The 20,370-nt window shown below is 70.9% G+C and carries 19 protein-coding genes and 1 pseudogene; 17 read left to right on the top strand and 3 right to left on the bottom strand.

Features of this window, described 5'->3' with window-relative positions:
* Positions 1–67: 67 nt before the first annotated feature.
* From ACFY12_RS19430 to ACFY12_RS19405, 6 genes are all read left to right on the top strand, one after another.
* Positions 68–907, top strand: coding sequence for a hypothetical protein (locus ACFY12_RS19430; protein ID WP_390717033.1), 840 nt, complete (start codon positions 68–70; stop codon positions 905–907).
* Between the two features lie 82 nt (positions 908–989).
* A complete protein-coding gene (ssuE, locus tag ACFY12_RS19425) occupies positions 990–1,523 on the top strand; it encodes an NADPH-dependent FMN reductase (RefSeq protein ID WP_390717325.1) in 534 nt (177 codons plus the stop codon).
* A 148-nt stretch (positions 1,524–1,671) separates the two neighbouring features.
* The gene (locus tag ACFY12_RS19420) at positions 1,672–3,048 is read left to right on the top strand and encodes an MFS transporter (protein WP_390717032.1); all 1,377 of its coding nucleotides are present in this window, start codon (positions 1,672–1,674) and stop codon (positions 3,046–3,048) included.
* Entirely contained in the window at positions 3,041–5,128 is a 2,088-nt protein-coding gene (locus tag ACFY12_RS19415; protein ID WP_390717031.1) for a molybdopterin oxidoreductase family protein, read from the top strand. The genes ACFY12_RS19420 and ACFY12_RS19415 overlap by 8 nt, the downstream gene beginning before the upstream one ends.
* A 4-nt stretch (positions 5,129–5,132) precedes the next feature.
* Positions 5,133–6,539, top strand: a complete 1,407-nt coding sequence (locus ACFY12_RS19410) for an FAD-dependent oxidoreductase (protein WP_390717030.1) — start codon at positions 5,133–5,135, stop codon at positions 6,537–6,539.
* Positions 6,536–7,738, top strand: a complete 1,203-nt coding sequence (locus ACFY12_RS19405; RefSeq protein WP_390717029.1) for an NAD(P)/FAD-dependent oxidoreductase — start codon at positions 6,536–6,538, stop codon at positions 7,736–7,738. Before ACFY12_RS19410 ends, ACFY12_RS19405 begins: the two co-directional genes overlap by 4 nt.
* A 54-nt stretch (positions 7,739–7,792) precedes the next feature.
* Here the strand turns inward: ACFY12_RS19405 and ACFY12_RS19400 are convergent, their stop codons facing one another.
* Together ACFY12_RS19400 and ACFY12_RS19395 are read right to left on the bottom strand one after the other, a co-directional pair.
* The gene (locus tag ACFY12_RS19400; RefSeq protein ID WP_390717028.1) at positions 7,793–8,089 is read right to left on the bottom strand and encodes a hypothetical protein; all 297 of its coding nucleotides are present in this window, start codon (positions 8,087–8,089) and stop codon (positions 7,793–7,795) included.
* On the bottom strand, positions 8,052–9,305 hold the full coding sequence (locus ACFY12_RS19395; protein WP_390717027.1) for an MFS transporter: 1,254 nt from the start codon (positions 9,303–9,305) through the stop codon (positions 8,052–8,054). The genes ACFY12_RS19400 and ACFY12_RS19395 overlap by 38 nt, the downstream gene beginning before the upstream one ends.
* A 54-nt stretch (positions 9,306–9,359) precedes the next feature.
* Between ACFY12_RS19395 and ACFY12_RS19390 the strand changes: the two genes are divergently transcribed.
* The 5 genes and pseudogenes from ACFY12_RS19390 to ACFY12_RS19370 all read left to right on the top strand — a co-directional run bounded on the left by ACFY12_RS19390 (position 9,360) and on the right by ACFY12_RS19370 (position 14,547).
* On the top strand, positions 9,360–10,103 hold the full coding sequence (locus ACFY12_RS19390) for an AraC family transcriptional regulator (RefSeq protein ID WP_390717324.1): 744 nt from the start codon (positions 9,360–9,362) through the stop codon (positions 10,101–10,103).
* 445 nt (positions 10,104–10,548) lie between these two features.
* Positions 10,549–12,330 (top strand): MFS transporter, encoded by a 1,782-nt coding sequence (locus tag ACFY12_RS19385; protein WP_390717026.1) that lies wholly within the window; start codon positions 10,549–10,551, stop codon positions 12,328–12,330.
* A gap of 164 nt (positions 12,331–12,494) precedes the next feature.
* Positions 12,495–13,094 (top strand): 2'-5' RNA ligase family protein, encoded by a 600-nt coding sequence (locus tag ACFY12_RS19380; protein WP_390717025.1) that lies wholly within the window; start codon positions 12,495–12,497, stop codon positions 13,092–13,094.
* Between the two features lie 54 nt (positions 13,095–13,148).
* Positions 13,149–13,346 (top strand): annotated as a pseudogene (locus ACFY12_RS19375) (transposase); the annotation flags it as partial.
* Positions 13,347–13,443: 97 nt separating this feature from the next.
* Positions 13,444–14,547 (top strand): aminotransferase class I/II-fold pyridoxal phosphate-dependent enzyme, encoded by a 1,104-nt coding sequence (locus tag ACFY12_RS19370; RefSeq protein ID WP_390717024.1) that lies wholly within the window; start codon positions 13,444–13,446, stop codon positions 14,545–14,547.
* On the opposite strand, the gene ACFY12_RS19365 is transcribed toward ACFY12_RS19370, so the two are convergent.
* A complete protein-coding gene (locus tag ACFY12_RS19365) occupies positions 14,537–15,274 on the bottom strand; it encodes a serine hydrolase (protein WP_390717023.1) in 738 nt (245 codons plus the stop codon). The two genes, ACFY12_RS19370 and ACFY12_RS19365, sit on opposite strands and share 11 nt — an antisense overlap.
* A 250-nt stretch (positions 15,275–15,524) precedes the next feature.
* Here ACFY12_RS19365 and ACFY12_RS19360 point away from each other — a divergent pair, with 250 nt between their 5' ends.
* The 6 genes from ACFY12_RS19360 to ACFY12_RS19335 all read left to right on the top strand — a co-directional run bounded on the left by ACFY12_RS19360 (position 15,525) and on the right by ACFY12_RS19335 (position 20,357).
* Entirely contained in the window at positions 15,525–15,800 is a 276-nt protein-coding gene (locus tag ACFY12_RS19360; RefSeq protein WP_390717323.1) for a transposase, read from the top strand.
* A gap of 66 nt (positions 15,801–15,866) precedes the next feature.
* Positions 15,867–17,141 (top strand): 4-carboxymuconolactone decarboxylase, encoded by a 1,275-nt coding sequence (gene pcaC, locus ACFY12_RS19355; protein ID WP_390717022.1) that lies wholly within the window; start codon positions 15,867–15,869, stop codon positions 17,139–17,141.
* Between the two features lie 117 nt (positions 17,142–17,258).
* Entirely contained in the window at positions 17,259–17,900 is a 642-nt protein-coding gene (locus ACFY12_RS19350) for an MBL fold metallo-hydrolase (protein ID WP_390717021.1), read from the top strand.
* Between the two features lie 120 nt (positions 17,901–18,020).
* Positions 18,021–18,818, top strand: coding sequence for an exodeoxyribonuclease III (locus ACFY12_RS19345; protein ID WP_390717020.1), 798 nt, complete (start codon positions 18,021–18,023; stop codon positions 18,816–18,818).
* A gap of 188 nt (positions 18,819–19,006) precedes the next feature.
* On the top strand, positions 19,007–19,447 hold the full coding sequence (locus ACFY12_RS19340) for a DUF6278 family protein (protein WP_390717019.1): 441 nt from the start codon (positions 19,007–19,009) through the stop codon (positions 19,445–19,447).
* A gap of 166 nt (positions 19,448–19,613) precedes the next feature.
* The gene (locus ACFY12_RS19335) at positions 19,614–20,357 is read left to right on the top strand and encodes an amino acid ABC transporter ATP-binding protein (protein WP_390717018.1); all 744 of its coding nucleotides are present in this window, start codon (positions 19,614–19,616) and stop codon (positions 20,355–20,357) included.
* Positions 20,358–20,370: the final 13 nt, after the last annotated feature.

Here is a 20,370-nt window from a genome sequence, read left to right as displayed (position 1 = left end):
ACCCGCAACCGGAATCCCGTCAGTTCCCTCAGAACAGGAGCAGGACATGTCAGTTGACAATCAGAGCGTGCCCACAATCGACCAGTTGATCGACGTCGTCGGCAACAGCTCGGTCGGCATCACGGTGACCGACCGGACCGGTGCCGTTCTGCTGCACAACAAGGCACAGTCGATCCTCATGGGCGGGGAGGGCGCCCATCTCGGAGGCCGGATCCTGGTCGACGGCTCGGACGGACTGCCCAAGCTGCTGGAGCGGCTGGAGAAGGCGGGCCGGTTCGAGAACGTCCAGGTCACCTACCGCAGCGCCGACGGCCGGCAGGAGCGTGCCTCCGGCGTCAACGCCGTGGTGGCCGGCAGCGGCGACCAGACCCGGATCCACTGGGTGAGCCGGCCCGAGCTCGGCGAGCGGCTGCCGGTGTCCAGCACCAGCACGGAGGACCCCACCTCCGACGCGGCCACCTGGATCCGCACGGTCGACGAGCATGCGCATCCCGCTCTGGCGCCGACCGAGGAGCACGAGTCGATCCTGCGCGAGTTCTACGAGGTCGCGCCGGTGGCGATCCATCTGATCGGGGTCAACGGCACCGTCATGCACGCCAACCCGGCCGACGTCGCCCTGGTCGAGTACACCGCCACGCCGTCCGAGTACGTGGGCGGGCACATCCGCAAGATCTACGAGGATCAGGGACTGCTCGACGACTTCCTGTCCCGCTGGGACGAGGACTCCCCGATCATCAACTTCCGGGCGAATTTCGTCACCAGGGACGGTGCCCCGAAGCCGGTGCTGATCTTCTCGACGGCACGGGCGGCCGGCGGCAGCGTCTCCAACACCCGCTGCTTCGTCTTCAACGACCCGGAACCCCAGCGTGCCCGGGATGCCGTCAGCGCCTTCGGCTGGCCGGCCTGACGTGAGGCGGGCGGAGCCTGGGCCTGTCCCGGGCTCCGCCCGCCGCGGTACAGATCTCTACCCGACCTTCTCTGGGGTGACCGTGTCCAACGTGTTGGTAGTTTCGGGAAGTCCGTCACCGACGTCCAAGACCGAACTCGTCGGGGATCACATCACGCGGCGACTGGCCGAGTACGAATGGCACGCCGGGCACCTGAGGGTACGCACGCTGCCCCCTGCGGCGCTGCTCCACGCGGACGCGGCGGACCCGGCCATCGCCACCGCACTGGACCAGGTCTCGCGGGCCGACGGCATCGTGCTGGCCACACCCACGTACAAGGCGAGCTTCTCCGGGCTGCTCAAGACGTTCCTCGACCTGCTGCCGCAGTACGGGTTCACGCACAAGGCCGTGCTGCCGCTCGCGACCGGCGGCAGCGCCGCGCATGTCCTCATGCTGGACTACGCGCTGCGCCCGGTAGTCCACTCCCTGGGCGCCCGGCACGTCGTGCAGGGCTTCTTCCTGCTCGACAAGCACATGGCCCACGAGGACGGCGACCTGCGTATCCGGCCGGAGAGCGCCGAGATGCTCGACGAGGTGATCGAGCAGTTCCGCAAGGCTCTCGTCGCGACCTCCTGACGCGCCGTCGGCCCCGCCGCACCCATGCCCGGCATCCTCGGCCGCTGCTGGCGCCTCCCCCGTCTCCGGCGCCGCCCTCATGCCCCGGGACCATCCCTCCCCCTCTCGTCAACCACCAGATGTTTCACCTGAGTTGGAGTGCATCAACATGGCTGAGACCACCGCGAAGAGCCCGTGGCTCACCGGCTGGGACCCCGAGGACGAGGACGCCTGGCAGCGGGGCGGTTACCGGGTGGCCCGCCGCAACCTCGTCCTGTCCGTTCTGTCCGAGCACATCGGCTTCTCGGTGTGGACCCTCTGGTCCGTACTCGTGCTGTTCATGTCCCCGGAGACGGGGTTTGCGTTCGATGCCGGTGAGAAGTTCCTGCTGGTGGCCACGCCCACCGTCGTCGGTGCTCTGCTACGGCTGCCCTACAGCTACGCGGTGACCCGGTTCGGCGGACGCAACTGGACCGTGTTCGCCACCCTCCTCCTGCTCGTCCCCACGCTGCTCGCCGTCTGCTTCGTCCGGCAACCCGGCACCCCACTGTGGGTGTTTCTGCTGATCGGCGCCGTGGGCGGGGTGGGCGGCGGCAACTTCGCGTCCTCCATGACCAACATCACCGCCTTCTACCCGCAGCGGCACCAGGGCTGGGCACTGGGCCTCAACGCCGGCGGAGGCAACCTGGGTGTTGCCGCGGTCCAGCTCATCGGCCTCGCGGTCATCGCCGTTTCCGGCCGTGACCACCCCGAGTACGTGGCGGCCGTCTACCTTCCGCTCATCCTGGTCGTGGCCGTGCTGGCGGCCCGGCGCATGGACAACGTGGACGCCGTACGCGCCGCCCCCGGGGCCCAGCGCGAGGCCCTCAGGGACCGCGACACCTGGTGGATCTCCCTGCTCTACATCGGCACCTTCGGCTCGTTCATCGGGTTCGGCTTCGCCTTCGGACTCGTCCTGCAGAACGAGTTCGACGCGACCCCCGTGCAGGCGGTCGCATACACCTTCCTCGGCCCGCTCCTCGGCTCCTTCTCCCGGCCGTTCGGCGGCTGGCTGGCCGACCGCCTGGGCGGGGCACGGGTGACCCTGTGGAACTTCCTCGCCATGGGGGCCGGCACGGCAGTGCTGATCGTCGCTTCCCACGTGGGCTCCTTCGGCCTGTTCGTCGCCGGGTTCACGGCGCTGTTCGTGCTCAGCGGACTCGGCAACGGATCGACGTACAAGATGATCCCGGCGGTCTTCGCGCGGAAAGCGGAGAGCGAGGTGACCGGCGGCCAGGACGCCACGGGGGCCTTCGCCCGGGCCCGTCGGCTGTCCGGCGCCGTCATCGCCATCGCCGGCGCCGTGGGCGCCCTCGGCGGAGCGGCCATCAACCTTGCCTTCAAGGTTTCCTACGCTGACGGCTCCGGCACCGGCACACCCGCATTCGTCGCGTTCCTCGCCTACTACGTCCTGTGCGTCCTGCTCATCCGGGTCGTCTACCTGCGCCGTCAGCCGGCGGAGCCCGGCACCGCGCCGGACGGCCTCCGGGAGACCAGCCGTGTGTGAGGAGCCGCTGCCGGAGCCGGCTGTGGACACCCACTGCCCGTACTGCGCTCTGCAGTGCGGGACACGGCTGACCGGCGACCGCGCCGCCGGGGTGACGGTCGAACCGACCGGCTTCCCGGTCAACCAGGGCAGGCTGTGCCAGAAGGGCTGGACCGCGCCAGAGGTCCTCACCGTCGCCGACCGACTGCTCACCCCCCTGGTCCGTGGCCGCGACGGCCGACTGGCGGAAGCCTCCTGGGACACCGCGCTGGACACCGTCGCCGAGGGCCTGCGCCGGATCCGAGCGCACCACGGCCCCGACGCACTGGCGGTGTTCGGCGGAGGCGGCCTGACCAACGAAAAGGCCTACCTACTGGGCAAGTTCGCCCGCGTCGCACTGGGCACCGGCCAGATCGACTACAACGGCCGGTTCTGCATGGCGTCCGCGGCCGCGGCGGGCAACGACGCCTTCGGCATGGACCGGGGACTGCCCTTCCCCGTCACCGACCTGGCCCGGGCGCGGACGGTGCTCCTCGCAGGCGCCAACGTCGTGGAGACCATGCCGCCCCTGATGCAGCACCTGAAGCGGGCCCGGCTGATCGTCATCGACCCACGACACAGTGCCACCGCACACCGCGCCGCCCTGCACCTCCAACCCGCGCCGGGCACCGACCTCGCCCTCGGCCTCGGCCTGCTGCACCTCGCCATCGAGGAAGGGCTCGTCGACCGCGCCTACGTCGAGCGGCGCACCCGGGGCTTCGACGCCGCGGCGCGGCGCGCCCTCGGCTGGTGGCCCGAGCGCGTCGAGGCCGAAACCGGCGTGCCGGTGAGCGACCAGCGCACGGCCGTCCGCCTGCTCGCCGAGAGCCACCACAGCTACGTCCTCACCGGACGCGGCGTCGAACAGCACCGGCAGGGCACCGCCACCGCGGCCGCCTTCATCAACCTCGCGCTCGCCCTCGGCCTGCCCGGCTCCCCGGACGGCGGATACGGCTGCCTGACCGGTCAGGGCAACGGCCAAGGCGGCCGCGAGCACGGGCAGAAGGCCGACCAGCTCCCCGGCTACCGGTCCCTCACCGATCCCGCCGACCGGGCCCACGTGGCCGGCGTGTGGGGCGTGCCCCCGGACCGGCTGCCCGAGCCCGGACGGACCGCCTACGAACTGCTCGACGCACTCGGCGGCCGGACGGGACCGCGGGCCCTGCTCGTCCTCGGCTCGAACCCCGCGGTCTCCGCACCCCACTCCGCGCGGGTGGCCGAACGCCTGGCCTCGCTCGACCTGCTGGTCGTGGCCGACTTCGTGCCCTCGGAGACCGCCCGCATGGCCGACGTCGTCCTGCCGGTCACCCAGTGGGCCGAGGAAGACGGCACCCTGACCAGCCTGGAGGGGCGCGTCCTGCGCCGCCGCGCCCTGCTCACCCCGCCACCCCTGGTCCGCAGCGACCTGCGGATCCTGCACGACCTCGCTGTTCGGCTCGGCGAACCGGCCGACCGCTATCCCACCGAGCCGCGCGAGGTGTTCGAGGAACTACGCGCCGCCTCCCGGGGCGGGCGCGCCGACTACTCGGGCATCTCCTACGACCGGCTGGACGCGGGCGAGAGCCTCCACTGGCCCTGTCCGGACACCCCCGCACCCCACCCGGGCACCCCCCGCCTGTTCCTGGACCGGTTCGCCCACCCCGACGGGAGGGCCCGCTTCGCCGACGTCGACCACCTCGGCCCCGCCGAGGACACCAGCGATGACCACCCCGTGTACGCCACCACCGGCCGGGTCGTCACCCACTACCAGTCGGGCGCGCAGACCCGCCGGGTCGCCGAGCTGTCCGAGGCCGTCCCAGAGGCGTTCGTCGAGATCCACCCCGACACGGCCGCCCGCTTCGGGCTGACCGACCGGAGTCTCGCCCGGATCACCTCGGCCCGGGGCGGCATGACGGCCCGCGTCCGGCTGGATCCGACGCTGCGCGCGGACACCGTCTTCGTGCCCTTCCACTTCACCGGGGACGGCCGGGCCAATCTGTTCACCCATCCCGCCCTGGACCCGCGCAGCGGTATGCCCGAATTCAAGGTGAGCGCGGTCCGGCTCGATCCCCTCCCGGAGTGACGCCGTGAGCCGCATCCTCGTCGTCGGCAACGGCCCGGCCGCCAACCGCCTTGTCCAGCACCTGCACCAGCACGGCCACCAGGGTCCCGTCACGGTCCTGGCGGCGGAATCCCGGCCTGTCCACCACCGGCCCTTGCTGACATCCGTCCTGGCCGGCCGCCTCGACCCCGATGCGCTGCGCCTGCCCACACCGCCGGGCACCCGGGTGGAGCACTGCACGGCCACCGCCATCGACCGCGCCGGGCGGGTCGTACACGCCCGGCGGAACGGCGTGCCGGTCACCCACCCGTACGACGTCCTCGTCCTGGCCACTGGAGCCCGCCCCGTGATCCCCGCGCTGCCCGGTACGACGCTCCCGGACGGACGGCTCGCACCCGGTGTCACGACCCTGCGTACCGCCGACGACTGCGACCGGATCACTGGCGGCACCGTGGCGGTGCTGGGCGGCGGCCCGCTCGGCGTGGAGGCGGTGAGTGCGCTGGTCCAGCGCCATACCCCCACCACCCTGGTCTGCGCCGGCCCGCAGCCTCTGCACGAGCGGCTCGGCGTCACCTGCGCGGGTCTGCTCGGCGAGCGCCTGGAACACGCCGGGGTCACGGTCCTCCGTCACCGCACCGCCGTGCGCCGCCTCCCGGACCGGCTGGTCCTCGACAACGGTGCCGAGGTGCCCGCCGACACCCTCGTCCTCTGCACGGGAGCCGAGCCCGACGGGCGGCTCGCCCGCGCCGCCCGGCTGCGCGTGCGCACGGGGATCGTCGTCGACGACGAGCTGCGCACCGACGATTCCCGCATCCACGCCATCGGGGACTGCGCCGAGCACGCCGGCCGGGCGACGGCCGGCTACGAGTCCGCCCTCGCGCAGGCCGATACCCTGGCCGCGGTTCTCACCGGCCGCGAGGTGAGGCATCGGCCCGCCCGGCCCATCCTGCGCCTGCGCACCCATGCCGCGGACCTGTGCAGTGCCGGCTCGCCGGCCGCCCTCGACGACCCCGGGGTCCGGACGGTCGTTCTCGTCGACCGGGCCGGCCGGCGGTACGCGCGGCTCGGGCTGCGCGACGACCGCATCGTCGCCGCCGTGGTGCTGGGCCTGCCGGAGGCCGTCGCCGCCGTAAGCCATCTGTACCAACGGGCACAACCAGTCCCCTCCGACCGGCTCCGGCTGCTTCTGGGCATCCGGTCCGAGCCGCCTTCGGCCGATACGCGGGCGCACCCGGACACCGTGGTCTGCCGGTGCAACAACGTCCCCCGGCGGCGGTTGGCCGAGGCATGGCGGACCGGTGCCCGCACACCCCCGGCGCTGGCGAAGGCGACACGCGCCACCACGGGCTGCGGCGACTGCAGCGGACAGGTCGAGGAGCTGTGTGCTCACTGGGCGCACGCGGCCGAACGAGAACCGGAGCCGATCTCATGACCCGGACCCTCGTCATCATCGGCCACGGCATGACCGGTCACCGGCTCGCCGACACCGTACGCACCCTGGACACGGCAGGCGACTGGCACCTCATCGTCCTGGGCGAGGAACGTGATCCCGCCTACGACCGCGTGCACCTGTCCGCCTATCTGCGGGGCCGCGGCCGGGCCGAACTCTCCCTCGTGGGCCGGGAATTCCTGAGGGACCGCAGGGTGGATCTGTACCCGGGCCAACCCGCCGTGCACGTTGACCGTACGGCACGCACGGTCCTGACCGCCGCCGGGGAGGAGATCGGATACGACGCGCTGGCGCTGGCCACCGGATCACGCTCGTTCGTCCCGCCGGTACCCGGCCGGGAGCTGCGGAACTGCTTCGTCCAGCGGACACTCGACGACGTCGACGCCCTGCGCGCAGCAGTCCACCGCGGACGGCCCGCGGTCGTGGTCGGCGGCGGCTTGCTCGGTCTTGAGGCGGCCCACGGCCTGCTGTTGCTGGGCATGCGCCCCAGCATCGTGGAGTCCGCGCACCACCTGATGCCGGCACAACTCGACGCCGACGCGGCCCGAGTGCTCCAGCACGGCGCCGCGGACCTGGGGCTGGGGCTGCACTGCGGCACCACCGTCGCCTCGGTCGACGCCGGCCCCGCCGGCGCGGTGCGATCCGTCACGCTCGCCGACGGAACCGTTCTCGACGCCGACCTGGTGATCTTCGCCGCGGGTATCCGTCCCCGTGACGACCTCGCCGTCAGCCCGAGCCTGGAGCGCGGGGAACGGGGCGGCTTCCTCGTCGATGCCTTCTGCCGTACCGCCGACGAGCATGTCTGGGCCGTCGGCGAATGCGCTGCCGTGCTGGGCCGCTGTCACGGTTTGATCGCTCCCGGGTACCGCATGGCGGAGAGCGTGGCCCGGCAGCTGACGGGCCACCCCGCCGAGCCCTTCGACGGCACGGACACCTCCACCACGCTCAAACTGCTCGGTGTCCACGTGGCGACGTTCGGGTCTGCGCCCGTCCGGGACGGCGAGGCCATCGACGTGGCCTTCTCGGAAGGCATGACCCGCTACGCCAAGGTGTTCCTGCAGCCCGGCAGCGGAATCCTGCTGGGCGGCATCCTCGCCGGCGAGACCGGCTCCCGGACAGCGCTCGCACCCCACGTCGGCCGGCGACCGCCGGCCGGCCTGGAGCAACTGCTCCTGCCCTAGGGCCCTTCTGATGGGTCAGGCCCCAGGCCCTGTCGTCAAGCTCCCGCGACGGCCTCAGCCGGCCGACGGGCCGGTGAACTTGGCCAGTTGTCCCCGCTGGAGCACCACGACGGCGTCGCAGCTGCACTTGCAGTACTCGACGTCGCCGCCGGTGGTCCGGTGGCTGGACAGCAGCCGCCAGGTCGGCCGGAGCAGCGCCGCGGCGCAACCCCATTCCCGTAGCGGGCAGCCGTCCTGAGGGGGCGAGCCCTCCGGGGGGCTCACCTCGTGGCTCACCTCGGCGATGTGGTGTGCCCTCGGTGCCGCGGACCGGTCAGCGGTGATCGGGCCGGGTGGGAGAGAGTGCGGCATCGGTGTCGTCTCCCTTCGGAGGCGCCGCAGCCCCTGGCCGCGGCGATGAGGGTTCCCCCTGTTCGACCGAGGTCGAGAGCTTGGGGGAGGGTTCGGGCAGGTTACGGAACAACAGCCAGCTCAGCGCCGGCATCAGGATCAGAGGTGCCAGGGCGGTTCGCAGGGACGTCGCGTCGGCGATACCGCCGACGACAGGGCTCACCAGACCGCCGATGCTGACGGTCAGCCCGAGGGTGATCCCGCTGGCGGTACCGACCCGCGAGGGCAGGTAGTCCTGGCCGAGTGTGACCTGAAGCGAGAACGGGACGTACAGGCCGGCCGACGTCAGTGTCACGAACAGGTACAGGGCCGGGCCCGGCACGAACACCACGCCCGCGACCGCTCCGACCGTGAGCAGGTACGACCAGCGGCAGACCGTGACCCGGTCCCAGCGGTTGGCCAGCGAGCCGCCCAGCACGGAGCCGATCGCGCCGCCGAGGTAGAGCAGGAACAGAGCCGTGGTGCCCGCCGCGGCGCTGCCGTCCATGCGCTGCTTGACGTACAGAGAGATGAAGGTGCTCAGACCGACGAAGACGATCGAGCGGCAGACCACGGCCAGCGACAGTTTCACGAACGACGCTCGGTCGTCGTCCCTGGCCGGCAGCACCGCGCCGGCCCCGGCGGTCTTCCGCTGCCCCAGCGCACGCAACACGGGCAGGCACAGCACGCTGCCGGCCAGTGCCGGCAGCACCAGCAACGGCGTCAGACGCAGACCGCCCGTGGCCACGATGGCGGCGACCAGGAGCGGGGCCGATGCGAAGCCGAGATTGCCGCCCAGTGAGAACCAGCTCATGGCGCTGTGGCTGCCTTGACTGGTGAGCCGCGCGACCCGGGCGGACTCGGGGTGGTAGGCGGCCACACCGATCCCGGAGACCGCTACGAACACGAGGGTGAGCCCATAGTTGCCGCTGACCCCGCTCAGAGCGATGCCCAGACCGCCCAGCAGCGTGCTGACCGGCAGCAGCCAGGGCATTGCCCAGCGGTCGGTGAGGGCACCGAACACCGGCTGTGCCACCGAGGACAGCAAGGAGGCGGCCAGCACAATGCCGGAGACGGCGGCGTAACTATAGGCACGCTCGGCGACGAAGAACGGGACCAGAGATGCCACGGCGCCCTGATAGACGTCGACGCAGGCGTGTCCGACGGACAGCAGAGTGATCGATGTATTCCTTCGCACCCCGTCATGCTCCGGGCCCGGCACCGTGTCGCGCTTCCGATAAACTGCCGAATGATGACGCAGATCCGCCATCAGCCCATCGCCCCGACCGGCACCCAGTGGCTGACGTCCGGCGGCGCGATAGACGCCCACCGGCACGACGACCACCAGATCGTCTACGCCGGCCGGGGAGCGCTGACCATCACCACCAGCGCGGGTTCCTGGGTCGCCCCGGGTACCCGCGCCATCTGGGTGCCGGCCGGCACCGTGCACGCCCACCAGGCTCACGGCGAGCTCGAACTGCACCTGGTGGGGCTGCCTGCGACCGAGAACCCCCTGGCCCTGGACGCGCCGACCGTGCTTGCCGTGGGTCCGCTGCTGCGCGAACTGATCGTCGCCTACACCCGCACCCCGGACGATGACAGTCCCCAACGGGCCCGGCTGCGCGCGGTGTTACTCGACCAACTCCTGGCCTCGTCTCAGCAGCCGCTGCACCTGCCCACACCGTCCTCGCCCCTCTTGCAGACGCTGTGCGACATCCTGCGGGCCGATCCAGCCGACGGCCGCACCCTCGTCGAACTGAGCCGGCAGGTCGGGGCGAGCGACCGCACCCTGTCCCGGCTGTTCCACAACGACCTGGGCATGACGTTCCCGCAGTGGCGCACCCAGTTACGGCTCCACCACGCACTGATCCTGCTGGCCGAGAAGACACCGGTGACCGCGGTGGCGCACCGGTGCGGCTGGTCGTCGGCCAGCGCGTTCATCGACGTCTTCCGCCGCACCTTCGGGCACACACCGGGCTCTCACCCGAAGGCTTGACGGGGTGAGCGTTCCTCGGGCAGTCGGCCGCTGGTGTGGTAGCCGCCAGGCGGCTCCGAACGGAACACCAAGCGTCCGAGGCGGGCCGTATCCGCCCCTTCGGCGCCATGCGTGGGTGACGGAAACCTGTCGGACGGTGGTAGGTCGGTGGCACCGCACGGGAGTTGATGTACAGTGAAATCACCTCACTGAGCCGGAGGTAGGCAACCGAGGCATTCACTGCCTGTGTCCGCCCCCGCTTTCGTGTTCTGGCGCCTTGAGCGTCTGCGGCTCCCCGAGTCCCGGCGAGTTTCCGCGCAGCCTCCGCGCACGGCTTGAAGCCCTTGTTCCTTCTTGGGCCGGCCCCTTGAGCGCAGCCCCTTCCGGCGCAAGCAATCCCCCCTGCAACCAGAGACGTTCATGAGATGACGCCGCCGCCTGGCCGGGCGGCGGGAAGGGAAGGGCTGTGATAGGGGAGACCGAGGGGCGAAGCGGAGCCCGCTGGGCGCTGGTCTCGGTCGCGTTGGGTGTCTTCTGCATCCAGCTCGACTCGTTCGCCTTGAACCTGGCCCTGCCGCACATCAAGGATGAACTCGGCGTATCCACCGGACAGTTCCAGTGGGCGGTCAGCGCATACCTCCTGTCGTGCGGCACACTCATGCTGGGCGCAGGCCGCATGAGCGACCTGTTCGGCCGGCGCCGCCTGCTGATCGGCGGACTGGCGCTGTTCGGACTGGCGTCCCTCTGGTGCGCACTGGCACCCTCGCTGCCGGTGCTGGTGGCCGCCCGCGTGGTACAGGGCGCGGGCGGCGCATTGATCATGCCGGCCGGACTGGCGCTCCTGACGAATGTCTTCCCGCCCGCCGTGCGCGGCCGGGCCACAGGGTGGGCGCTGGGCATCGGCGGACTGGCCACCGCCTGCGGTCCGTTCGTCGGCGGCGCACTGACCCAAATGGTGTCGTGGCGGGCGGTTTTCTGGCTCAACGTGCCGCTGGGCGTGGTGGCTGCGATCTGCGCCCGCCGGGCCCAGGAGTCGAGGGACACCACGGTCTCCGGGCGCGTCGACTGGCCGGGGCTGGCCACCGGGACCGCCGCCATCGCGGCCCTGGCCCTCTTCATCGACCGTGGCCCGGCATGGGGTTGGGCGTCCCCCGCCGGCCTCGGCACGCTGTGCCTGGTGGCGCTGGCGCTGGTGGCCTTCGTACGGATCGAACTCCGCTCGGCCGATCCGTTGATCGCCCCCGCGCTGTTCCGCAACGGCGCCTTCGTGGCGCTGACCGTGGCGGGTGCGGTGGCCAATGCCGCGACGGTGGTGTTCCTCTTCGTCGTACCGCTCTCCCTCCAAGAGGGCCGGCAGCTCACGCCGTTGGCGGCCGGGGTGGCCTTCCTCGCCCCCGCGACGGCCATGGCCGCCGCGGGTCCCTTCGCGGGCCGGGTGACCAGCGCACGCGCCGTGCCGGTGATGGCGACGAGCCTGGGAGTGGGCGCGGTGGTCCTGCTGGGCGCGGCGTTCGTCTCCGGATTGCCGCCGCATCTCGCCGCGGTCACCGCCAGTGGGGCGGCGCTGGGCGTCGGCAACGCCCTGACACTGACCGCCACCCAGGGCGTCATCCGGCCCGAACGCGCCGGTGAGGCATCCGGCTTGACCAAGACGGTCATCACCGTCGCGGCCGGGCTGGGCGTGGTCGCCGCAGGCCCCGCGGCCGACCCCGGCGGCACCATGGCGACCGGAGACAACGGGCCCCTGGCCGTGGCGGGAGCCGGCTGTCTGGCGGCTTGCCTCGTGCTGGCCCTGTGGATGTGGGTCCGGCGCCGCCCGAGCGCTCGGCGGCCGCAGGAGCCGGTGCCTTCGGCGTCGGTGTCCCGGATCGCATCCTGGCCCGCTGGGCGGGACACTCCCACGTCAGGACGACCAAGAGGTGGTACGTCAAGCCGGATGGGGAGGATCTGCGTCCAGCGGCGGATGCCTGGAGCGGTTTGGCGGGCGGGCCCGACCCTGGCACATCAGAACTGGCACATGAGAAATGGTGAGATGTGGGAGCGCGAGCGGGTGAGTGAGACGACGGCGAAGACCCTGCAATACCGTCCTGATGGGCCAGAAGACGCTCCCGTACTTGTACCGGGCGCTGCGCTCGGGACCACGTGGCACAGGTGGGCGGAACCGTCTTCTGGCGTCCGCGTGGTCCAGGTCGGGAACGTTTGGCCTGGTCAGGCCCTTGTGATGCAACTGCGTCGACCCTGTTGGTGACACGTATGTGAGTGCTGTGACTGCTGTGGACCCCTGCCGGCTCGTCCCGGGACCGGGGCGGGCGCGACCAGTCGGCGGTGCCGAGTGACAGGCCATGGCTTCGCGCACAGCGCGTCGGAGAGCCTCTGGAGGGTTTTCCGAACCCGATTTGGGACCATGGCAATGTGCACGAGAATCCGGTTTTCGGCGGGGCCGAGCCGGTGGATGTGCTCGAGGTGGCGCCGACGGCCCGGACGGCGGTGGCGTGGCTGCCGCCGCGGACGCTCTGGCCGGTGATCCAGGACATCCGCTGGGAGCACGATCCGCAGGTACGGCGGTGGCCGCCGCATGTGAATCTGCTGTTCGGCTTCGTACCGGAGGAGGCGTTCGCGCGGGCCGTGCCGCTGCTCTCTGCCGGGGCGGCACAGAGTACGGCGTTCACGGCGCGCCTGGCCGGAGTGCGGTACTTCCGGCACCGGCACTACGCGACGTTGTGGCTCGATCCGGCTGCGGCCGACCCGGCACCGTGGGCTCGTCTCCACCGTGAGCTGGGGCTGCGGTTCCCACTCTGTCACGGGCGCGTCGGCCGCTTCACCCCGCATCTGTCCCTCGGCCGCACCCAGGACCCGAAGCGCCTGGCCGCCGAGTGCGCTGTGCGGCTCGGCGCGCTGTCGGCGGTGGTCGAGGAGGTGGTCTTGCTCTCCCGACGCGGCGAGGAGCCCATGCGGCCCCGGGCCGTGATCGCACTGGGCACGGGCGAGATCCGCCGACCACGGGATTGCTGATGAGTCGATGACTGCCCGCATCGCGGACCGTTCTCGGCGGTGTGGGCGGGGCGCCTGATCCGATGCGGAGTGGGCGGGACGGGAGCCGTGCACCTGCCGAGAAACACCGGGCGGGGCGGGCGGCGGAAGTGTCACCGCCAGGTGATCAACGGGATTCTGATCCGCCTGCGCACAGGTAGTCCATGGCGGGATCTGCCGACCCGGTTCAGCAGGTGGCAGACCGTGCATGACCGCCATCGCCGGTGGCAGGCGGCCGCGCCTTCCTGGCGTTGCCCCTGTCCCGTTGCCAGTGTCACCGCGGCACCTGACACTGAAGTCGATGTGGCTGTCGAGGACTTAAGGGGTGTGCATGAGGCCGCGGCTGTTTCGCATGCTGGAGTGGCACGAGCGCATCGAGGCGGAACGGCAGCAACCCGGAGCCCGGGTCTTCGTTTCCGACTACAACGGCGGGCACCCGTTCGTCGAGGAGTACCTCGGCGATCTCGCCGACGCCGCCCCGTACCGTCTCGCGGACATCACCCGCTACTCCGGCCTGGACGAGGACACCACGCTGCGGTCCAAGATCGCCGCAATGCACGAGCGGTACGACGGCGCCCCCTACACCATGGGGAACGTCATACCGGGCGGCGGATCCAGCAGCCTCCTGGGGACATTCACCACGTGGCTGGCCCTGACCGGTCGACGGCGGGTCCACTACGTGGCGCCCGTCTACTACAAACTCGCCTATCTCTTCCAGCGGTTGGGGATCGAGCCTGTCCCAGTCTCCCACCGTCACGCCTTCGAGCCCGATTTCGACCTCTGTCTGCCCGGCGAGCGGACCGTACTGGTACTGACCGACCCCGTCTGGTACGCCGGGCGGCGGGTACCCCGAGAGGTGTGGCAGACCATCGCCGCCTGGCAACGAGCCACCGGATCATTCGTGTTCGTCGACGGCACCTTCCAGTACATGCCGTGGGACGGCGAGCCGGCTGAGACGAGCGCCCGGCTCCCGATGGAGCAGACGCTGCGCATGATCTGCCCCACCAAGTATCTGTCGATCCACGGCTACCGTTGCGCCCACCTCCTCGCCCCGCACCACCTGCGCGACGAGCTGGCCGAACTCCACATCAACCTGCACGGCGATGTCGCCGTTTCCGACCGGCTCTTTGCCCATCGCGCCGCCGATCTCATGCTCGACAAGGGGAACGGCGCACTGGTCCAGCACATTCGGGACAACCACACCGCGCTTTCGGCCAGCGGTGCCCTGACCGCCCGGATGCCGATCGAGGCCGGCTTCTTCCTCTTCGCACGTACGCGGGTACCGCGCCAGCGGTTCCTGGCGCTCGACGCGAAGTTCTTCGAATTGGACGGCTATCGGGGCTACATCCGCATCAACCTGCTCAACACCCCTGGTGTCGAGGCGCTGATGGCCAGTGTCGCTCAGACAGGGCGGCCAGAGGGCATCAGTGGGTGAGCAGGTGCCGACGGCGCCAGACACCGGCGGAGATACGGGCCAGCAGCCTGGCGGCAGGATCGTCCGCAGCGTCCCCGGACGCGAGCGGTCCGGTGTAGCAGACGGCGAGGGTGTAGGGGGCAGCGTCTGGCGGGTGGACCACGCCGACGCTGTGCCGTAAGCCCGGGAACCATCCGTTCTTGCCCGATAGCCGGGTAGCCGGTGGCAGTCCGGCGGCGAGGTCGACTCGATGGACGTTGCCTTCCAGCAGCTTGAGCAGCTCCGGCTCCAGTGATTCCAGCAGCCGTACCAGGTCGAGGGCGGTCACCCGGTTGTGGACGCCCGACGCGCGGCCGGCATAGTCCTCGATACCGCGCGGACTGGCACTGCCCTGGACGCCCGCCCGCTGCCACACCCGGGCCACGGCCTCGTGCCCCACCCGCTCCAGGCACAGATTGGTGGCCAGGTTCGACGAGTGGGTGACCATGCGCCCGGCGAGCCAGCGCACCGTTGCCGTGCTGCCCAGTCGGTCCCAGGGCAGCGGATCACTGTCCGCAGCACGGCTGTTGGCGTACGTCGTGCCGGTGATCGACCTGAAGCGGTTCACCACGGGCACGGCCACGTCCAGGTCCATGCCACTGCGGTACAGCGCGGCCAGCACGGCCACCTTCATGGTGCTGGCCGCATCATGCGCAACCTCCGCATTCCGCAGCACCACCGGATCGCGCCGCCAGGGCGCTACAACCACCGAGAGCACGCTGCATCGTAAGCCGATCAAGCCCCGCAGCAAAAGCTGTGCAAGACCTACCCACACCCATGATGTGTCGTGTGCCCGCCTCCTCCAGGGCTGTTGTCATGGCCCGTTGTCCGACGTGTGCCTGACACTGGTTCGGCGGATCCCACCGCAGCTCCTGGACCGTCAGCCTTGCGCGTGCAACGCATGGGCGAGGTAACGCAGTAAACCCCGACGGGCTCCACGTGCCGCTGCGGTCGGCCCGCTGTCCGGCAGCGAGGCGCCCTTCGCCGCGCTCTGCGAGGCCGGCCTCATCGAGTACTCCTCGGCCCGACGACAGCACCGTCGGCTCAACCGCGGCGGCGACCGGCAGGCCAACGCCGCTCTGCACCGGATCATGCAGACCCGCCTGCGTTGCGACCCGCGGACTCAGGAGTACTGCGAACGTCGCATCAAGGAGGACAAGACTCGCCGCGAAATCGTCCGATGCCTCGAACGCTACGCTGCCCGAGAGGTGTTCCACCTGGTCAGGCCCGTATAGCCTTGGCCCCCGTCATAGGGGGCTGTCGTGACAGATGAGAGGGTCGGGCGGGTGAGTGAGACACCGATGAACACCCTGCAATACCGCGCTGACGGGCCAGAAGACGCCCCTGTCCTGGTCCTGGGTGCCGCATTGGGTACCACATGGCACATGTGGGACCGGCAGATCCCCGAGCTGACCCGTCACTGGCGCGTCATCCGGTTCGATCTGCCCGGACACGGCGGGTCGCCCGCTCACGCGGCGTCGTCCATCGCGGAACTGGCCGACCGTCTGGTCGCCACCCTCGACGCGCTCGGTGTGGACCGCTTCGGCTACGCCGGCTGCGATATCGGCGGTGCCGTCGGCACTCAGCTGGCGCTCACCCGCCCGTACCGGGTCACCTCGCTCGCGCTGGTGTCGTCGTCGCCCCGCTATGGAACCGCCGATGCCTGGCGTCAGCGCGGTGTGGTCGTCCGGACGAACGGACTCGATCCGATCGCCCGCACCGCTCCCGAGCACTGGTTCACCCCGGGTTTCGCCGGCGCCCAGTCCGCCATCGTCGAATGGGCCGTCCAGATGGTGCGGACCACCGACCCCGGTTGCTACATCGCCGCCTGTGAGGCGCTGGCTGCCTACGACGTACGGTCCTCCCTCGGCCGGGTCGGCGTCCCCACCCTCGTGGTCGCCGGCTCCGAGGACCAGGTCACCCCCACCACCGACGCCCGCACCCTGGTCGCCGGGATACCCGGTGCGAGCCTCGCCCTGGTGCCCGGTACCTCGCACCTCACCCCCGTCGAGCAGCCTTCGGCCGTCACCGAGCTGCTCATTCGCCACTTCACCACCGCGTGGCACGACAAGCCGGGGCCCGCCGGCCCGGCCGTCCTCGGTGCCCCCGCCGCCAAGCCACAGCTCGCGTCGCCGCTCCCGCAGGCGCCGCCCGCCGCCATCGAGTCCGGCCTCACCGCGCCCGAGCAGGCCGGCGGCGGCGCCTACGAAGCGGGCGTCAAGATCCGCCGCGAGGTCCTCGGCGATGCCCATGTCGACCAGGTCGAGGCCGCCACCGACGACTTCACCGCGGAATTCCAGCGCGTCCTCACCCGCTATGCCTGGGGCGAGACCTGGAGCCGTCCGGGCCTCGACCGCCGTACCCGCAGCATTGTCACGCTCACCGCGCTGGTCGCCCGCGGCCACCAGGAGGAGCTCGCCCTGCACACCCGCGCGGCCCTGCGCAACGGCCTCACCCCTGCCGAGATCAAGGAAGTCCTGCTGCACACCGCCGTCTACTGCGGCATCCCGGCCGTCAACTCCGCCTTCGCCGTCGCCCAGCGCGTCATACGCGAGGAGACGACGCCGGAGGGATGACGCCGGAGGCGTGATGCGGAGGGGTGACGCCGGAGGGGTGGGGGAGGCGGCGGGCGGGAACGGAGCGGCGGATGCCGGTCCCGGACGGTACGGGCGGGCGGGCGGCAAGATAGCCCCATGGAACTCACCAAGAAGACCCACGCCTGCGTCCGGCTGGAGAAGGACGGGCAGACGCTCGTCATCGACCCGGGTGTCTTCAGCGAGCGCGACGCGGCCGTCGGCGCGGATGCGATCCTGGTCACCCACGAGCATATGGACCACTTCGACGAGGAGCGGCTGCGGGCGGGCATGGAGGCCAACCCGGGTGCCGAGATCTGGACCCTGGCCAGCGTCGCCGGGCAGCTCTCGGCCGCGTTCCCCGGCCGGGTGCACACCGTCGGCGAGGGGGACACCTTCACCGCGGCCGGCTTCGACATCGAGGTGCACGGTCAGTTGCACGCCGTCATCCACCCCGACATCCCGCGTGTCACCAACGTCGGCTACCTGCTCGACGGCGGTGCGGTGTTCCACCCGGGCGACGCGCTCACCGTCCCGGAGGGCCGTACGGTCGACACTCTGCTGCTGCCCGTGCACGCGCCGTGGAACAAGGTCGCCGAGGTGATCGACTACGTCCGCGCGGTCGCGCCCCGGCGGGCCATCGACATCCACGACAGCCTGCTCCAGGATCACGCCCGCCCGGTCTACGACTCCATGATCGACAAGCTGGGCGGCACCGACCACGGGCGGCTCACCCCCGGCAGCAGCACGGCGCTCGGCTAGGGCCTGTCCCTCCGCTCCCCGTGGGCCCGCTCCCCGTGGGCCCCATCTCCGTGGGCCCCATCCCCGCGGGCCGGACTTGCCGGGGCTCGGTTGTCAGTGCCGGGCGGTAGGTTTACAGACATGCGCATCGCGACCTGGAACGTCAATTCGATCACCGCCCGCCTCCCGAGGCTGCTCGCCTGGCTGGAGAACACCGGCACGGACGTGCTGTGCATCCAGGAGACCAAGTGCACCGCCGAGCAGTTCCCGTACGAGCAGCTCCGCGAGCTCGGCTACGAAGCCGCGGTCCACTGCACCGGGAGGTGGAACGGCGTGGCCCTGCTGTCCAAGGTGGGGCTGGACGACGTCGTCACGGGCCTCCCCGGCGGCCCGGACTACGACGGGGCGCAGGAGCCGCGCGCCATCTCGGCCACCTGCGGACCGGCCCGCGTCTGGTCGGTGTACGTCCCCAACGGCCGCGAGGTCGATCATGCGCACTACGCCTACAAGCTCCACTGGTTCGAGGCGCTGAAGACGGCGGTCGCCGAGGACGCGGCGGGCGCCCGTCCGTTCGCGGTCCTCGGCGACTACAACGTCGCGCCGACGGACGACGACGTCTGGGACCCCGAGGTCTTCGTGGGCGCCACCCACGTCACGCCGGCCGAGCGCGCGGCCCTGGCGGCACTGCGCGAGGCCGGTCTGTCGGACGTGGTCCCGCGTCCCCTGAAGTACGACCAGCCGTACACGTACTGGGACTACCGCCAGCTCGCCTTCCCCAAGAACAAGGGCATGCGCATCGACCTGGTCTACGGCAACGCACCCTTCGCCAAGGCCGTTTCGGACGCCTATGTGGACCGTGAGGAACGCAAGGGCAAGGGCGCCTCGGACCATGCTCCGGTCGTGGTGGACCTGGACCTGGACCTGGACATGGAGGCGTGACGGGCCCTGGACATGGAGGCGTGACGGGCCCCGGACATGGAGGCGTGACGGGTCCCGGGCCTGTAGTCGTGGCGGATCCCGGGACATGCGGGCGTGGCGGATCCCGGGCCCCCGGCTCCCGGTCCATGCGCGCGATCGCGCCGCGCGCCTGTGGCCGCGGTCATGGGCCGGGTGGGACCCTGCACACCATGAATCTGTCTTTCCTGGACAAGTGGCGCAAGCGTTCTGATGTCCGCCGGTCCGTGCCGCTCGCGGAGTCGGTGCGCGCCGATCCCGGAAGCGTCGCCGAGCTGCTCTCCGAGTGCGAGCTGTTGCGCGTCCAGGCGGCCTCCGCCGGAGGGGAACTGGACGACTCCGTACGGTCGTTGGAGCTACTGGACCAGCTGCAGCCGGTATGGCGGGACGACCCCGAAGTGCTCCTCTGGCTGGGCAATGACGCCGGCCTCTACCTCGGCACGGTCCTGGTGCGCACGGTGCGCGGCGCGGTCTGGCACATCTGGCCCGATGGCCGGCCGATGGTCCGGCTGGCGTCCGGGCGGATGATCGATGTGGTGGCCGCGGGCCACAACTGGGCCAGTACGGGCGCGCCGGAACTCTCCCAGGTCTACGCCGAGGCCTCCGAGTGCTGAGGCACCCGGCGGTTACCTGACGCATCGGCCCGTGTCCGATGTCCCCTGTCTGCCGACCTCTATCTGCTGATACGCGGTGATCAGTGCGTGTCAGCGGCGAAGTGCCCCCTTCGCCCCGGTAAGTTGCGGGCTCGCCGCTGTACGGACGAGAGGGGCGGGCCCGCATATGGCCGGTGAGGCGCTGATCGAACTGCGCGGGGTCAACAAGTACTACGGAAAACTCCATGTCCTCCAGGACATCGACCTCACCGTCGGCCGCGGTGAGGTGGTCGTCGTCATCGGGCCCTCCGGGTCCGGGAAGTCCACCTTGTGCCGGGCCATCAACCGCCTGGAGTCCATCGAGTCGGGCACCATCACGCTGGACGGCCGGCCGCTGCCCGAAGAGGGCCGGGCGCTGGCCCAGTTGCGTGCCGAGGTCGGCATGGTCTTCCAGTCCTTCAACCTCTTCGCCCACAAGACCGTGCTCGACAACATCATGCTGGCGCCGGTCAAGGTCCGTAAGCAGAAGAAGGACGAGGCCGCGCGGCGGGCCCGCGAACTGCTGGACCGGGTCGGGCTCGCCACCCAGGCCGACAAGTACCCGGCACAGCTCTCCGGCGGCCAGCAGCAGCGGGTCGCCATCGCCCGCGCGCTCGCCATGGACCCCAAAGCGCTGCTCTTCGACGAGCCGACCTCCGCTCTCGACCCGGAGATGATCAACGAGGTGCTGGAGGTGATGCGCCAACTCGCCCGGGACGGCATGACGATGGTCGTGGTCACCCATGAGATGGGCTTCGCCCGCTCCGCCGCCAACCGCGTGGTGTTCATGGCCGACGGCCGGATCGTCGAGGACCGCACCCCCGAGGAGTTCTTCACCACGCCACGCAGCGAACGGGCCAAGGACTTCCTCTCCAAGATCCTCAAGCACTGAACGGGGCGCCGCG

Origin of the sequence: Streptomyces sp. NPDC001339, assembly GCF_042895955.1 — a bacterium.
Classification (GTDB): domain Bacteria; phylum Actinomycetota; class Actinomycetes; order Streptomycetales; family Streptomycetaceae; genus Streptomyces.
Note: the sequence above shows the minus strand (reverse complement) of the source record. Positions and strands in the feature narration are given on the sequence as shown.

Excerpts from the sequence above, each read along its gene's own strand:
- ACFY12_RS19420 (WP_390717032.1), top strand. The coding sequence starts at position 1,672 with ATGGCTGAGACCACCGCGAAGAGCCCGTGGCTCACCGGCTGGGACCCC.
- ACFY12_RS19405 (WP_390717029.1), top strand. The coding sequence starts at position 6,536 with ATGACCCGGACCCTCGTCATCATCGGCCACGGCATGACCGGTCACCGG.
- ACFY12_RS19400 (WP_390717028.1), bottom strand. The coding sequence starts at position 8,089 with ATGCCGCACTCTCTCCCACCCGGCCCGATCACCGCTGACCGGTCCGCG.
- ACFY12_RS19390 (WP_390717324.1), top strand. The coding sequence starts at position 9,360 with ATGACGCAGATCCGCCATCAGCCCATCGCCCCGACCGGCACCCAGTGG.
- ACFY12_RS19370 (WP_390717024.1), top strand. The coding sequence starts at position 13,444 with ATGAGGCCGCGGCTGTTTCGCATGCTGGAGTGGCACGAGCGCATCGAG.
- pcaC (WP_390717022.1), top strand. The coding sequence starts at position 15,867 with ATGAACACCCTGCAATACCGCGCTGACGGGCCAGAAGACGCCCCTGTC.
- ACFY12_RS19350 (WP_390717021.1), top strand. The coding sequence starts at position 17,259 with ATGGAACTCACCAAGAAGACCCACGCCTGCGTCCGGCTGGAGAAGGAC.
- ACFY12_RS19345 (WP_390717020.1), top strand. The coding sequence starts at position 18,021 with ATGCGCATCGCGACCTGGAACGTCAATTCGATCACCGCCCGCCTCCCG.
- ACFY12_RS19340 (WP_390717019.1), top strand. The coding sequence starts at position 19,007 with ATGAATCTGTCTTTCCTGGACAAGTGGCGCAAGCGTTCTGATGTCCGC.
- ACFY12_RS19335 (WP_390717018.1), top strand. The coding sequence starts at position 19,614 with ATGGCCGGTGAGGCGCTGATCGAACTGCGCGGGGTCAACAAGTACTAC.